The sequence below is a fragment of the Shewanella sp. YQ_9 genome (genome assembly GCF_043103185.1).
GTDB classification, from domain to species: Bacteria; Pseudomonadota; Gammaproteobacteria; order Enterobacterales; family Shewanellaceae; genus Shewanella; species Shewanella algae.
On record NZ_JBICJO010000056.1, the window covers coordinates 15942 to 31355 of the forward strand.

Annotated in this window: 10 protein-coding genes; all 10 read left to right on the forward strand. The window is 56.0% G+C overall.

Features of this window, described 5'->3' with window-relative positions; translation table 11 throughout:
- Positions 1 to 12 precede the first annotated feature (12 nt).
- The 10 genes from tagH to ACF8D4_RS15010 all read left to right on the forward strand — a co-directional run bounded on the left by tagH (position 13) and on the right by ACF8D4_RS15010 (position 15139).
- Complete coding sequence (tagH, locus tag ACF8D4_RS14965; protein WP_208128536.1) at positions 13 to 1341, forward strand: type VI secretion system-associated FHA domain protein TagH; 1329 nt, start codon at positions 13 to 15, stop codon at positions 1339 to 1341.
- Entirely contained in the window at positions 1341 to 1871 is a 531-nt protein-coding gene (tssJ, locus tag ACF8D4_RS14970) for a type VI secretion system lipoprotein TssJ (protein WP_025889986.1), read from the forward strand. The genes tagH and tssJ overlap by 1 nt, the downstream gene beginning before the upstream one ends.
- Before the next feature lie 2 nt (positions 1872 to 1873).
- Positions 1874 to 3205 carry a type VI secretion system baseplate subunit TssK gene (gene tssK / locus ACF8D4_RS14975; protein WP_071237773.1) on the forward strand — a complete coding sequence of 444 codons (1332 nt, stop codon included), beginning with the start codon at positions 1874 to 1876 and terminating at the stop codon, positions 3203 to 3205.
- Between the two features lie 3 nt (positions 3206 to 3208).
- The gene (gene icmH, locus ACF8D4_RS14980) at positions 3209 to 4000 is read left to right on the forward strand and encodes a type IVB secretion system protein IcmH/DotU (protein WP_028781258.1); all 792 of its coding nucleotides are present in this window, start codon (positions 3209 to 3211) and stop codon (positions 3998 to 4000) included.
- A gap of 10 nt (positions 4001 to 4010) precedes the next feature.
- Positions 4011 to 6599: a type VI secretion system ATPase TssH gene (gene tssH / locus ACF8D4_RS14985; protein ID WP_392465749.1), complete on the forward strand. Its 2589-nt coding sequence runs from the start codon at positions 4011 to 4013 to the stop codon at positions 6597 to 6599.
- Positions 6599 to 8155, forward strand: coding sequence for a sigma-54 interaction domain-containing protein (locus ACF8D4_RS14990; protein WP_392465751.1), 1557 nt, complete (start codon positions 6599 to 6601; stop codon positions 8153 to 8155). Before tssH ends, ACF8D4_RS14990 begins: the two co-directional genes overlap by 1 nt.
- Positions 8155 to 8808 carry a type VI secretion system-associated protein VasI gene (vasI, locus tag ACF8D4_RS14995; RefSeq protein ID WP_071237770.1) on the forward strand — a complete coding sequence of 218 codons (654 nt, stop codon included), beginning with the start codon at positions 8155 to 8157 and terminating at the stop codon, positions 8806 to 8808. The genes ACF8D4_RS14990 and vasI overlap by 1 nt, the downstream gene beginning before the upstream one ends.
- 3 nt (positions 8809 to 8811) lie before the next feature.
- Positions 8812 to 10212, forward strand: a complete 1401-nt coding sequence (gene tssA / locus ACF8D4_RS15000; protein ID WP_045283099.1) for a type VI secretion system protein TssA — start codon at positions 8812 to 8814, stop codon at positions 10210 to 10212.
- 16 nt (positions 10213 to 10228) lie between these two features.
- Positions 10229 to 13789 (forward strand): type VI secretion system membrane subunit TssM, encoded by a 3561-nt coding sequence (gene tssM, locus ACF8D4_RS15005; protein WP_044733765.1) that lies wholly within the window; start codon positions 10229 to 10231, stop codon positions 13787 to 13789.
- 75 nt (positions 13790 to 13864) lie between these two features.
- Positions 13865 to 15139 carry a type VI secretion system ImpA family N-terminal domain-containing protein gene (locus ACF8D4_RS15010; protein WP_392468820.1) on the forward strand — a complete coding sequence of 425 codons (1275 nt, stop codon included), beginning with the start codon at positions 13865 to 13867 and terminating at the stop codon, positions 15137 to 15139.
- Positions 15140 to 15414: the final 275 nt, after the last annotated feature.

Below are 15414 nucleotides of genomic sequence, written 5' to 3' on the forward strand. Positions count from 1 at the left end.
GAGGTTGGCCTCTTGAGTAATTTGATTGCGTTGAATGTGGTGAACTCCCAGCTGTTGGAGTCAGGCCTGGTGCCCCACACAAGAATGAACAAGGACGGCGGCCTGATAGGCGCCGGCCCAGGTTGCGAATGGGTGCTCAGGGACAGGGAGCGCACCATAGGCGACTACTTCTGTCGCATCCTCTGGTTGGACGGTCATTTCTGTATTGAAGATCTCTGCGGCCGGGTGTTTCTCAACGGCTCCACCGTGGAGCTTGGGCGGGATCGCAAAGCCCGGCTGAATGAGAACGATCATATCGCCATTGGCCCCTACAAAGTACGGGTGACGCTGCTCGACAGCGAGCAGGCCGATGACCCGGTAACCGGCCAGCTTTCTGAATGGTTCAAGTCTGAGAACGGTTCACTTATTCAGGCGGAAACCGCCGAAGAAGAGGAAGAAACCGATGCCAGTCTGGATGACCCTTTACTGGCACTGGACAGGCAACAACAGGCCGCGGTCAAAAGCGTTGAATTTGACCAGGAATCTGTGACCAAAGAGCAGGAAAACGCCGAATCCCTGCTGGCCAAGGAACTCTACTGGCAAGGCAAGAATTTTACCGCCCAGGCCGACACGGACTTCGATACCGGTTCGGCTATTCATCTGAACAAACGAGCGAAAATGGACAATATTATGGACGAGAATGCACTGGACTTACTGGAATCTGAAGTCAAAAACGGCCTGGGCAATGATTGGCCCGCCGATGAAGGCACCCATATCGCCACCGGCCCTATGCTGCGCGGCTTAGGGGTACAGTTGGGTGATATGAACGACACAGGCACCCAGCAGGCACTGGCCATTGAAATGGGCGCTGCTTTGCAGGCCGCCATTAAAGGCCTGCTGTCACTGCATCAGGACGCGCAAAGCAGCCGTTATGATCTGATCAACAAGAACCTGCAGCCCATCGAAGATAACCCGCTGCGTCTGGGGCTGGATTATCAGGAAACCGTCCGCACTCTGTTTGATGACAACAAGAGCCCGGTGCATCTGTCTCCGGCGGCCGCCATCAGCGAAAGCCTGAATTCCATCGAGTACCACAATGAAGCGGTACAGCATGCCATCACAGAGGCGCTCAACTACATCCTCAAGTCTTTCTCACCCGACACCTTGCTGAGGCGCTTCAGCCAATACCGCAAGGTGAGCGAGTCGGCGCTCAACCCTGGTGATAACTGGGCCTGGGAAATGTACGAGAACTACTACCAGGAGCTGACGTCATCCCGTCAACAGGGCTTCCGTAAACTCTTCTGGGAAGTGTTTGAACAGGCCTATGACAAGAAACTCAGGGAACTGCAAAGGGAATTCTGATGGGACTGATAAGGCTGGGTTTAATCGGGCTTTGTTTGCTTCAGCTGGCCGCTTGCAGCTCGGCATGGAATGCCACCAAGAAAACGGCGCAGGTACTGTGGGACCCTTCCATTCCAGTGGGAGAGGCCAAAGACCTGCCGACACAACTGACCTACAGCATGTATGCGCTCGATAAGGTCAACCCCAATGCGGCCGGCGATGCCACGCCGCTGGAGCTGGTGGTGTACGAGCTGGAAGATGACTCCAAGTTTCTGGCCGCCGACTTTGACTCGCTTAAGGCGGATTACAAAGAGGCGCTCGGCTCCAATTATATCGACCACAGTGACTACACCCTGCTGCCGGGACAGTTCAAGTTTATCGACCATTTCGCTGTCGATGAGGACACCAGATACATAGGCATCATGGCGCATTTCAGTGATCCCGAGGTCGCCCAATGGAAGAAGGTCGTCAAGATCAAACCCATGGGCCGTGAATATCACCTGCTGATGTTTTTCAGTGAGCAGGACATAGTACTGGATAAAGTGGAATAACAATGTCTTCAAGAAACAGAGTGATATGGAGTGAAGGGCTGTTTATCAAGCCTCAGCACTTCCAACAGCAGCAGCGTTATCAGGAATACCTCACTGACGCCAGGCTCAATGCGGTCAGCGGTTACCTCTATGGGATCACCGAGCTTGAACTCAACCCCGAGTATCTCAGCTTTGGTCGCATTGCGATTCAGCGTGCCCGTGGCGTAATGCCGGACGGCACTGTGTTCAACATCCCTCAGGAAGATGTATTGCCGGACGCACTGGAAGTGGCCGACAGCTCACTGGCCAACCAGATTGTTTACCTGGCGCTGTCGCTGCGTAGTGATTCAATTACCGAAGTGGCCCAGGACGAGCAGGGCGCCGGACGTTATCTCAATCGGCGTCACGAGGTGCGGGACATTCACACCCATCAGGGCGACTTTACCGCCATTGATGTCAGCCCGGTCAGGCTCAGATTGATGCTGGAGAAGGAAGATCGCAGCGCCTACAGCTCGCTGGCCATCGCCCGCATTCTGGAAAAGCGTCCCGACGGCAGTGTGGTGCTGGATCCCAACTTTATTCCCTGCCACTACAATGTCAGCGCCGTGCCGATTTTGCACCGTTTCCTCGGAGAGATGGCCGGTCTGATGCGCGAGCGGGCCCGCAATATCGCCCAGCGCCTGGGCTCGCCGAGCCAGGGCGGGGTGGCAGATGTGGCCGATTTCATGTTGCTGCAATCTCTCAACCGCATGCAGCCTGTGTTGCAGCACCAGTCCCTGTCGCGGACCCTGCATCCGGAAACCCTGTATCAGGCTCTGGTCAGTGTTTGTGGCGAGCTGTTCACCTTTACCGATGACAGCCGCATGGCACCGGCGTTTGCCGCCTATGACCACGATATGCCGGTAGCGGCGTTCACTCAGGTGATGTCGACTCTGCGTCAGTCTCTCAGCATAGTGCTCGAGCCCAAGGCGGTATCGCTGCAGCTGCACAAACGCAAATATGGCCTCATGGTGGCGCCGGTGCAGGATCCGGATCTGTTGAAACAGGCCGACTTCATTCTGGCGGTGCGCGCCAGAATGCCGCTGGACGAACTCAAGAAACTGTTTATCCAGCAGACCAAGATCGCCTCGGTGGAGAAGATCCGCGAGCTCATTTCGCTGCAGCTGCCGGGTGTGCCTCTGTCTCCGCTGCCGGTGGCTCCAAGGCAGTTGCCTTACCACGCGGGTTACACCTACTTCCAGCTGGAGCGTTCCAGCCGGGCTTGGGAGATGCTGGTGAATTCCAGTGGTTTTGCCTTCCACGTGGCGGGGGACTTCCCGGAACTCGAACTGCAATTCTGGGCTATCAGGAGCTAAGAAATGGATATCAAAGCAGAAAAACAGCCTATATCGCCTGAGCAGGTCGAAGAGCTGCTCTATGACGAAGCGCAGAACATGAATGCCGATAAAGAGTATTGGTTTCAACTGCGTGGTGACAGCCTCAATGCACTTATCGATGCGGCATCCCCTCTTATCGGCATGGTGTTGCGGGTACGCAAGCTGGCCATCTTGGATGATGTGGAAAAGCTCTATCACAACACAGTGGATGACATCATGGCCATCGAGGCCGAGCTCACCGAGGCGGGCTATGATCGCGCCGAAGTGCTGGCCTATCGCTATGTGCTTTGTTCCTTTATCGATGAAGCCGTGATGAATACCCCCTGGGGCGCCGACAGTGCCTGGGCCGAACATTCGCTGCTGACCCGTTTTCACAATGAAACCTGGGGCGGTGAGAAGGTGTTTGGCATCCTGCAGCGTCTGGAAACCGAACCGAGCAAATATCGTGAACTGCTGGAGTTTATCTACCTGTGTTTCTGTCTGGGTTTCGAAGGGCGCTACAAGGTGGTGGCCAACGGCCGAGAGGAGTTTGACAAGATAGTCAATCGCCTCTATGAAACCCTGCGCCACCTCCGGGAAGAAGAACCGGAACTGCTGACCGGGGCCACTGAGCATGTGGTCAACACCCGTTATCGCCTTGGGCGCCAGATGCCTATTTGGACAGTCTTTGCCGGTTTCGGCCTGATGCTGACCATAGTCTTTCTGTTTTATTCCCTGTCCCTGGCGAACAAGTCCTCGGGCGTGCTCAAGCAACTGTATCAGATCCTGAATTGAGGAAGCTGTGATGATCCGAATTGAACTCACTACCTTGATCGGCAAGCTCAATGCCGTGACCAAACTCGCCATGGAAGAGGCGGCATCACTCTGTATTGCCCGTCAGAACCCGGAAGTGACCTTTATGCACCTGCTGACTTGTCTGTTGGACAATCCGTTGGGTGATGTGCGTCTGCTGCTCAAGGCCGCCGAAGTCGATGCCGAGCAGGTAAGGCAAATTGCCGGTGAAACCCTTCCAAGGGAAGAGAGCCTGGAAACCTATCCGGCATTTTCACCGCTGCTGGTCGAGCTGCTGCAGGATGCCTGGCTGCTTTCAAGCACTGAACTTGGCCAGACGGAACTGAGATCCGGCGCCATCTTCGCCGCCGCACTGATGCAGGCCGAGCGCTACCTGCCAAGGGATCTCGCCACTCTGCTTGGCAGCATCAATCGCGAAACCCTGAGACGGGAATTCAATACTCTGACCCAGGCTTCTTCCGAATCGCAAACGGTCAAAGCCGAACGCGGCGCGCCGGTACTGAATGAGGCCCAATCGTCGCTGGCCAAATACACCAGCAACTTTACCGAGTTGGCCCGCAAAGGCGAGCTGGATCCTGTATTGTGCCGGGATGATGAGATCAACCTGATGATCGACATCTTAAGCCGCCGCCGCAAGAACAACCCGATAGTGGTTGGTGATGCCGGTGTGGGCAAGAGTGCCGTGGTGGAAGGTTTGGCACTGCGAATTTGTGACGGCCGGGTGCCGGATGCGCTCAAGGGGGTGCAGCTGTTGTCACTGGATCTTGGTCTGTTGCAGGCCGGTGCCGCGGTCAAGGGCGAGTTTGAAAAGCGCCTGAAGTCGATTATTGAAGAGGTCAAACAGTCGGCCGAACCCATCATACTCTTTATCGATGAAGCCCATACCATGATAGGCGCCGGTAATCAGGAAGGCGGCGGTGATGCGGCCAACCTGCTCAAACCGGCTCTGGCCCGTGGTGAGCTGCGCACCATAGGCGCCACCACCTGGAAAGAGTACAAGAAGTATTTCGAGAAAGACCCGGCGCTGAGCCGCCGTTTCCAATTGGTGAAACTCGATGAGCCCAGTGTCGAACAGGCGGTGAATATTCTCCGTGGCCTGCACGGGGTCTATGAGGCGTCCCACAATGTATTGATCCAGGACTGCGCCCTGCGCTCGGCGGCTTATCTGTCGGCGCGCTATATCTCCGGCCGTCAGTTGCCCGATAAGGCCATCGATGTGCTGGATACCGCCTGTGCCCGTATCGCCATTAACCTCAGCAGTACCCCCAAGCGTTTGGCGGCATTGGATAACTTGCGCCATCAGCGCCATATGGAAACCGAACTGCTGGAGCGCCAGAAAAAACTCGGTCATCCGGTTGATGAAGAACGCCTGAATCATCTGCACCAAGCCCAGGAAGAAGCCGACAGTGAGTATGCCGAGCTGGAATCCCTGTGGCAGCAGCAACAGGCCGGAGTCACTCAGGTGGTGGCCCTGAGACGCGCCATTCTTGATTGTGACGATGAAGCCGAGCTCGAAGGGCTGCGGCTGGAGCTGCAACAGGCCGAAGAATCACTCGAAGCCATCAGTGGCGATCAACGCCTTATTTACCCTCAGGTGGATGAGGCCCAGATAGCGGCAGTCATCTCCGACTGGACCGGCGTGCCGGTATCGCAAATGAGTGGCGATGAGCTGCACAAGATAACCCATCTGCCTGAGCTCTTGGGGCATAGCCTCAAAGGGCAGGATGTGGCCATTGCCCGCCTGCACAAGAATATGCTCACCGCCCGGGCAGACCTGCGCCGCGCCGGACGTCCCAAGGGCGCCTTCCTGCTGGTGGGCCCAAGTGGCGTCGGCAAGACAGAAACCGTAGTGCAGATTGCCGAGCAGCTTTACGGCGGCAAGCAATTCCTGACCACTATCAATATGTCCGAATATCAGGAGAAACACACTGTCTCCAGGCTGATAGGCTCGCCTCCCGGGTATGTCGGTTTCGGTGAGGGCGGTATTCTGACCGAGTCCATCCGCAAGATGCCTTACTCCATAGTGCTGCTCGATGAGGTGGAAAAGGCGCATCCGGATGTGCTGAACCTCTTTTATCAGGCGTTCGACAAGGGCGAATTGGCCGATGGCGAAGGCCGGTTGATTGACTGCCAGAATGTGCTGTTTTTCCTGACCTCCAACCTGGGCTATCAGACGATAGTGGACTACAGCGCCCAGCCAGAGCTGCTGGACGACAAGCTTTACCCTGAACTGGCGGCCTTCTTCAAGCCTGCGCTGCTGGCGCGAATGGAGATAGTGCCCTATCTGCCGCTGGGTGAAGAGGTGCTCAAGGAGATCATTCACTACAAGCTGGCGTCGCTGGAGCAGCGTTTGCTGGAGCGTTACAAGGCCAAGGTGCATTGTGACGAGGCTCTGGTGGATGAAATCATGCGCCGCGCGACCCGCAGTGAAAACGGCGCCCGTATGCTGGAAGCCATTATAGACGGCCAGGTACTGCCGCCCTTATCGCTGTCGCTGCTCAACAAGCTGGCGGCCAAAGAGGAGGTCAGTGAGATCCATCTGGGCTGCCGTGACGGTGAGTTCTTCGGAGAGGCGCGATAGTGGTGACTGAGCAGTGGTTGGAACAGGCGGCAAAATTGCTGGAATTCCAGCAGTTTGATGGGCTGTTGCAGCAGTTTCTCGAGACTTTGGCATTGGAGCTGGGGCTGGATAACCATCTGTTTCTGGCGCCGGGCTTCGATGGTCGGGAACTCAAGCCACTGTCCTGCCTTGGCCTGTGTGAAGGGATCTCATTGCAGGCGCTTTGTTTGGCGGTTACCGACTTTCGTCATCCGTTTGCCCATGTGTTGCAGACAGGCGAAGCCATGCTGCTGAACAAGGCCCGGCTCGCCTACTGGCAGGAGCACAGCGGTTTTGTCAGCCTGTGCGATCGGGTCGGCAAAGAGCAGGCACTGCTGCTTTTCCCGCTGAGCCATGAGGGTCATGTGCGGGCTATCCTCTGTCTGCGTCTGGCCGAGCAACAGGGCAGTGGTCTGCTTGTCCGTCAGGACTGGCAGCAATATGCCGCCGTGTTTATGCGCCACTGGCAGTTGCTGGATAAGCTGTTGCGACAGAATTCAGATCAGTCTCAGCTGTCGAGCTCGCTCGATGAACTGCGTCGCCAGCAGCAACAACATGATGCCATGCAACAACTTGGCAAGAACCTGGTGGGCGACAGCCAGGCCATGAGTCAGCTCAGGCAGGAGATAGTGCGCGGCGCGGCCTCACAGTTGTCTGTGTTGGTGCAGGGCGAAACGGGTACGGGCAAAGAACTGGTGGCCCGGGCGATACATGACTTTTCCGAGCGCAGCGGCAAACCTTTTGTGGCGATCAACTGCGCCGCAATACCGGAAAACCTGCTGGAGTCCGAGCTGTTCGGTTATGCCAAGGGGGCCTTTTCCGGTGCCGACAAGGATAAGCAGGGGCTGATAGCCCAGGCGCACCAGGGCACGCTGTTTTTAGATGAAATCGGTGATATGCCTTTGAATCTGCAGTCCAAGTTACTGCGGGTACTGGAAACTGGGCACTACCGGGCACTGGGAGGCAACAAGGAAATCTACGCCGATTTTCGCTTGGTGGCCGCTACCCATGTGAACCTCAAGGAGCAGATCCACAGTGGCGAGTTCCGTCGCGATCTCTTCTACCGCTTGTGCCAGTTTCCACTGCAGGTACCGGCGCTCAGGGAGCGGCTCGAGGATATCCCCGATTTGGCGGCGCACTTTATTGCACTGTTCAATCAGAGTCAGCAGCGACAGATCCCCGGCATCCGCTTCAGCGCCCTCAATCGGCTGAAGAACCACGGCTACCCGGGCAATGTCCGCGAGCTGCGCAATATGCTGGATTATGCCTGCGCCCTCACCGCCGACGGTGTCGAGATAGATACTGCGTCTTTGCCGGCAACGGATTCGGAAATGCCCAAGCCGCAATTACCCAGCGAAGAGGGGCAGGAGTTTGAGGCCATTTCCGATCTCAGGCTGGCGGTAGCTCAGTTTGAGCGGGCGGTGATCAGCGCCAGATTGAAGGCCTGCAACGGTGACAGAGCCAAGGCGGCTGTCAGTCTGGGAATGCCGAAACGCACCTTTTCCCACAAATGCCAGAAGTTGGAGATTAACGAATAATGTCAAGGATTCAAGGCGTTATATTTTTATGCCTGTGGGGGCTGGCCGCTTCGGCTCAGGCCTCGGACGACACAGTGGCCAAGGCAGAGGCTTGTACCCAAATCCCCTCCAGACTGGATCGACTGGCTTGTTTCGATGAGCTGTTCAACACTCCGGTGGCAACCGTGGTGCCGCAACAAACCACTGACAGCAGCCCTTATCCCGAGGCGTTTCAGGTCGCCATGGCGTCCGAGAAAAATCGTCAACAGGGCATGGCCTTTATTGCCGGGCATCAAGCGGATGCCGTAGAAGATCTCTGGTTGACCGCGCCCGCCATAGGCGCCTTGCCACCGCGTCCGGTACTTATGCTCAGCTGCATCGACGATATCAGCCGGGTCGAGCTGATGTTACCCACTGCGCTGGAAGATGGCTGGGCCCAGGTAGGGCTGCAGATCAACGGCGTCGAGCAGCAGTCGCAGCGCTGGCTCAGTGATGATACCGGCTATATCTTCCGTACCGGCCGCGGCCTGCCGGCCATTCAGGTGATGAAAGCCCTGATCCGCGGCGACGATGTGCGCCTGCGTTCGGCCAACAAGGCGATAGACGGTTTGCAGTTTGATACCCGAGAACTTGGCAGTGCGCTCAAGCCACTGCGCCAATCTTGCAGGTGGTGATAGATGGATCTGAATCAATACCTGGATAAAGTCAGCCGCCCCGTCAGTGAGGCCAATCCCATAGGAGAGCGCCTCAGCGATGATGTGCTGTTTGACTATGTGGAAGGCCAGATGATGAAGGTGGGGTCGCTTTCACATTCCGAAGTGCAATGGCACGAGGTGGAGAGTGCGGCCTTAAAGTTGCTGGAAACCAAGAGCAAGGATTTGAAACTGCTCACCTATTTGCTGCAGTGCCTGCAGCATCAGTGCAGTTTGGAGCGTTTCTCCTGCTCGCTGGCACTGCTGGAGCGTTTTATGGCCTCTTTCTGGGAGACTTGCCATCCGGCGCCGGGCCCCAGAGGCGTGTTGCCCAGGCGCAAGTTTTTCGCCCAAATAGTACAGCGAACCCTGAAAGCGGCCGAAGGGCTGGATACCGATTTTTGCGATCCCGACACCAAGTCGGTATTGCTGCAGTCTCTCAAGGCTCTGTGTGATACCGCGGCCGCCAAAGAGTTGCCTGTGGATGAACTGCAGGCCCTGGAGGCCAAGCTCAAGCGCCGTTTCAGCAGTGAGCCTGCCAACAAGCCCAAACCCGCGCAGGAATCCAGCGCCGGTGAAAGCCGCAGTAGCAGTGAAAGCAGGGATATGCCCAGGCTGGAGATAGACAACAGCAGTGACAAGGCTACCAAGCAAGCTCTGCTCAAGGTGGCAGACTTTATCGCCGAGAATCCGGCTGGCATGGCGCTTGGCCTCAGGCTCAGACGCTTTGCCATCTGGTTCAGTGTGACCTCGGCGCCGGAAAATGCCAATGCCAAGGGCGAAACCAGCCTGATGCCTATCTCTGCCGACAGAGTGGCCGAGTATCGAAGCCAGTTGGCCAAGAGTCCGGATCTGGCGCTGCTCAGACGCATAGAGCAGAGCCTTAGCCTGAGTCCTTTCTGGATTGACGGTCATTGTCTCAGTGCCCAATTGGCACAGACCTTGGGGCAGCCGGCCTGGGCTCAGGCGATTCTGGAGGAAACGGCGGCCTTTGTTGAACGTCTGCCTGCGCTTTTGGATATGTCGTTCAAAGGCGGCGTGCCTTTTGTTTCCAAAGAAACCCGCAGTTGGCTCAACGGCAGCGAACAGCAGGGTTCAGGTTCGGCTGAAGGCAACAGTTACGAGCAGGAAATTTGGGAACTGGCCGCCAGTGGCGGGTTGTCGCTGGCATTTGCGGCGCTCAACGAAAAACTGCACAAGGCCACTGAGCCGAGGGACAAGTTCTATCTGCGGCTGCTGGGGGCCGACTTGAAAGATAAACACCAGTTAGGGGCTATGGCAGAGGTGGAGTACCAAGTGCTGCTTGGCCAGGCCACGGACACCAGTCTGGCGGATTGGGAGCCGGGTCTGATGTCTCGTTTACAACAAAAAGTCAATCTGAGTTAGGTACAGGGAAATGTATATGTGGTCGATGATCAAATCCTTTTTGAGGAAACTGCTGCCGGAACTGAAATCGGCGCTGCCCATTTTGCTGGTGGCTATCTTCGTTCTGGTCAATGTGGCGATTTGGTGGGCGGGCCCCTGGCTGGAGCTGGACGGTGAGAAACCGTTGGCATCGACAACGGCCCGAATTATAGCCAGCACAATCTTCTCCCTGTCTTGCTTTACTATTTGGGGCTGGGTGCAGTGGCGTCGTTTGTTGCGTATCGGCGCCTTGAAGGTCAGGGAGCAGCAGCTCAAGGAAGACCCGGTCAAGATCCTGGTGGAACGCCAGGAGCAGGAACTCAACGAGGTGATGGTGGGCATGAAAGAAAGCCTCAACACCCGTAACTACCTGTACGCCTTGCCTTGGTTCCTGGTGCTTGGGGTGGAAAACGCCGGTAAGACCAGCCTGATTAACCGCTCCGGGCAGAAGTTTGTTTTCTCTTCCGTTATGCGCGCCTCGGGCAAGAAGTCTGAAAACCCCTTCTCTTTTGACTGGTGGATAGGTGACGATGCCGTACTGATTGACCCGGACGGTGAGCTGTTGACCCAGAAGCCTTCGGTAACCAGCCCGGATGGCGAGACAGAGCGCCGCCTGTGGTTGCACTTTGTCGAGTGGCTGGAGCGCACCCGCAGTCGCCGCCCCCTGAACGGCGTGGTGTTGGCGCTGGATATGGCCAGCCTGGTCAGCGATCCTGTGGCTGAACGCAAGGCCTACGCCCACTTGTTGCGTGCCAGATTGCGCGAGCTGATGGAAACCCTGTCAACTCGTCTGCCCGTGTATATCACCCTGACCAAACTGGATCTGCTGCTGGGATTCGAGCCCTTCTTCCGCCATTTCACCCAGGCGCAGCGGGATGAGATCCTCGGTTTCACCTTCTCCCTGAACTCGGTCAACGATCTCGACAGCTGGCTCAATGAGTTCGATCAGGATTGGCAAGACTTTATTCAGCGCATCAATGCCGGCCTGCCAAGGGCGCTGCTGCAGTGCCGCGACAAGGAAGAACGCTCGGCCATCTACAGCTTCTCACGTCAGATTGCCGGTGCCCACAAGGTGCTGCGTGAGTTTTTTGTCGATGCGTTGGCAAGCGATCAGTTCTCGACCTCGGCACTGGTGCGCGGGGTTTATATGACCTCTGTTTACCAGCAAGGGGTGCCGACAGATGCCTATGTGGATGGTGCTTCCCGCCGTTATGGCCTGAGTGAGTCGGTCAACAGTGCCCAGCGCAGTGAAAACTCTACTCCCTATTTCACCCGTTCGCTTTTTACCCGCATCATATATCCGGAAGCGGGTCTGGCTTCGGACAACTTCAAGGTGGCCAAGCAAAAACGCCGCATCATGGCGCTGTCCTTTGTGGCCTGCTCCATCGCCTCTGTGCTCTTGATTGGCAGCTGGCACAGATACTACCTGCTCAACAGCGCTCAGGCCGATGCCGTGCTGAGTAAGGTGAATGAATACAACGAGCTTATCGATAACACCAACTTTGATCCGCTGGCCCGCAATGTGATCCCGCCACTGAACACCATTCGGGCGGCCACGCTGGAGTTTGGTTTCTTCCGTGACAAGCCGAGGTTAATCTCAGATCTCGGCCTCTACCAGGGTCACACCATAGGACCCAAGGTGGAAGAGACCTATCTGAACCTGCTGTCTTATCGTTATCTGCCGATACTGCTCCGGCAAGTGGCGCGGGATCTGGCCGATGCGCCAGAAGGCAGTGATGAAAAGCTGGCGGTATTGCGGGTATTCAGAATGCTGGCCGACAAGAGTGGCCGCCGCGACAGCTTTGTTCGCGAATACTTTGCCGATGTTTGGCAGAAGGCCTATGAAGGCAATCGTGAGCTGCAGACCCAACTGATGGAGCATCTGGATTACGCCTTGTTGCACACAGACTTGCAGCATGCACGGCTGGAGTCCAATCCGGACGCTGAGACTGTGCTCAAGCCATTCGATACCATGGTGGCCCAGGCCCAGAATGAGCTGAGCCTGCTGCCGATAGAACAGCGGGTATACAGATACCTCAAGTCCTCTTCCGTATCTCAGTTGGGGGCACCGCTGGATCTGCGTTTGACCGTTGGCCCGGCCAATGAATTGGTGTTTGACTCCCAGATAGCGGCGCAGGATCCTGAGATCTTCAAGATCCCGAAAATACTCACCAAACAAGGTTTTGAGCGCTTCTTTATCCCGAGATCTGATTCAGTTGCCGAGCTGGCGTTGATTGACAGCTGGGTACTCGGCCAGGCTCACAGCACAGACTTCAGCGATGCCGACAAGACGGCGCTGCGCAACAAGATAGTGGCCCAATATCTGGCCGACTATAACGCCAGCTGGCGCCGGGCGCTGAATGGTTTTGAACTGAAGAATTTCGAAGACATCAACCAGGCGGTGTTGGTACTGGATAATGTGGCCATGAGCAACAAGCCGCTGTCGCGCCTGCTGGAAACGCTGGGCAGCAATACCCAGCTGTTCCCGGATATGCCGGATGATGATCAGGCCCGTCAGGCGCTGCTCAAGTCGCCTCAGTATCGTATCGCCTCGACCATAGACGGTGACTTTGTCGAACTGAACCAGATGCTGAAGTCCCAGGACGGTAAACCGGCTTATCTGGATGAAGTGATGGAAGCCGTGGTGCGCCTGCACGCCTATCTGCGCGGGATCCAAAACTCCCCGGATGTGGGCAAGGCGGCACTGAAGGCGGCTCAGGAAAGGCTCAAGCTCAACGATGCCGACCCTGTTTACGCGCTGGAACGTATTTCCGATGGCCTGCCCAAGCCGCTGGACTCCATGGTGTCCAAGTTGGCCAAGGAGAGCTGGAAGGTCGTGCTGCAGAGTGCTATCAAGCATCTTGAAGTGCGTTGGTACAACGAAGTGTATATGGAGTTCCAGCAGAATCTGGCATCCCGTTATCCCTTTAATCCCAAGGCCACTAAACAGGTGTCGATTGCCGATTTTGAACGTTTCTTCGGCCCGCAAGGCACACTGAATACCTTCTATGATCAGCAGATGCGGATGTTCCTGGAAGAAAACATGGATCAGCTCAACCAGCTGGCAGGTAGTGAAACCGGCCTGATCCGTAAAGAGGTCTTGCAGGCGATAGAGCAGGCGAAACAGATCCAGACCGCCTTCTTCAACCTCAAGGGCAACCTGGACGTACAGTTCACCCTGGAGCCACTGCAGATGAGCCCCAACAAGCGTCGTAGTGTGATCAACGTCGATGGCCAGTACGTGGAATACACCCATGGTCCACGTCGCGCCATCGAATTGGTATGGCCCAACACCTTGCGGGAAACGGCCGAGAGTAAGCTGACTTTGGTGCCAAGCGAAGTGAATATGTCACCGCGTTCCTTGAGCTACGAAGGCCCATGGGCATTCTTCAGGCTGCTCGACAGCGCCAGGATCACCGGCTCCAGCTCGACCAGTGTGGATTACCAGTTCAATGTGGATAAGGGCGATATCTCCTATCGGATCCACACGGCAGACAACAGTAATCCCTTTACCTCAAATCTGCTCAGCAACTATCAGTTGCCTAAAACACTCTACTGAGCCGCCGGGCTTCCACAGTGTGGAAGCCCAATTCCCCTGTGGGACTCAACTTAATGGAATTTGAGGTGTACCAAGTTGATACAGCAAACAACAGTGAATGCCGGATGGTTCAGAATGACCGCAGCACCGGCTCAGCTTCGGGAAGATAACCGCTATCAGCAGATGCGTAGTGAGATCAACCGGCGCCAATCTCCCTTCAGTGGTGGGACGGATTGGGAAAAGGTCTATGATCTTGCTGCCACTCTGGCGATGACAGATGGGGTGGATCTACTGGCAGCCAGCTACTTTTCGGTAGCTGCGGCCAAGACCCGCGGCATTGCCGGTTTGGCATCCGGGCTGGAGTTACTGTTAACCGTGTTGGCGCACTCGAAAGAGATGGGCACTATCAGCCCGGAAAAGTGCGCCGAAATACTGAACTGGGCCATAGGTAAGTTGTTGCCGGAGCTCAAGGATATGCAGGCTACTGAAGGCAATATCCGTGAGTGGTATCGTTGTGAATATGCCTGTCAGCAGCTGTTTGAGCTGATGCAAGCGCGTCAACCCAAGCAGATGCCAAACCTGGATGCGCTCGGCTTTCAAATCTTCGACAAGATTGATGGCGTTAAACAGCTGGCCAAGCGACCCGCTGTTGCCACAAGTGCTCAGCAGCAGGCTAATTCCAAGGGGCTGAGTTGGCCGCTGGGATTCATCCTCTTGTTGCTGGCATTGACGGCGGGACACTTTGCCGAACCTTTGGGGCTGACCATAGGGCAGAAATTCTGGCCGGAGCGATTTGCGCCCAAACCACCCGAGCAGGTGACCCAGTTGCCGACTGAAACGGCATTGCCTCTGTGGCAGAAGATAGATCAGCTATTTGCCGCTGCACCTTTGGCTAACGATGAGCCATATGTTTATCCCGAGCAGGTAGATTATCTGTTGGAGCTGGACAAGTATTTCCAGCGTTTTGCCGCCAGTCGCACCCGAGCGGCCAACTTAAGCAAAGAGTTACAGCAATGGCAGGGGCTTGATTCCAACAAACTCAGTGCGCTGCAGCGTCAGTCACGGGATATGGCCGAGTATGCCAGCAGCCTGTCCCCCGTGTTGGCCAGAGCCTACTTCATCGATGAGCTGCTCAAGCAACAGCAAAATGAGCGGGCAGCTCAGGAGCTGACACTGCTGGACAGGCAACTGAAATCCCTGCTGATCAAGCGCACTTTGTTGGCCCAGAGTTTGGGGCTCACTCAGGCTTCTGGCGTTACAAATGACCCGGCAGCCAAAACCGCCCCTGATTCGAATAAAGCGCCAATGGCGGCGGGTTCAGATAGAACTAATGTCCAAGATGCGGCCGACGTTCAAGATGTTGTTATGTAATACAAGAATTCCCCCGTTTGGCCGCCTTTGTGTTCGCTATTGAGCTCTGACCTTTAGCGGCTTTCGGCCACTCTTTCAGGCAACTCTTTCAGGCAAAAACTTGCCCGGCGAGCAAAAAATTGCCCGGATTCGGGCAAGAAATTGCCCGGAGAGTGGGGGTTGGTTTGGATGTTGTTTTAAAACAGTTGGTTACGATTTGGCATGCTTCTGGCATTGGGTGATGAGGTTTTATCACTCATTCAACAGTAAAAGGAATTAACCATGCCAACACCATG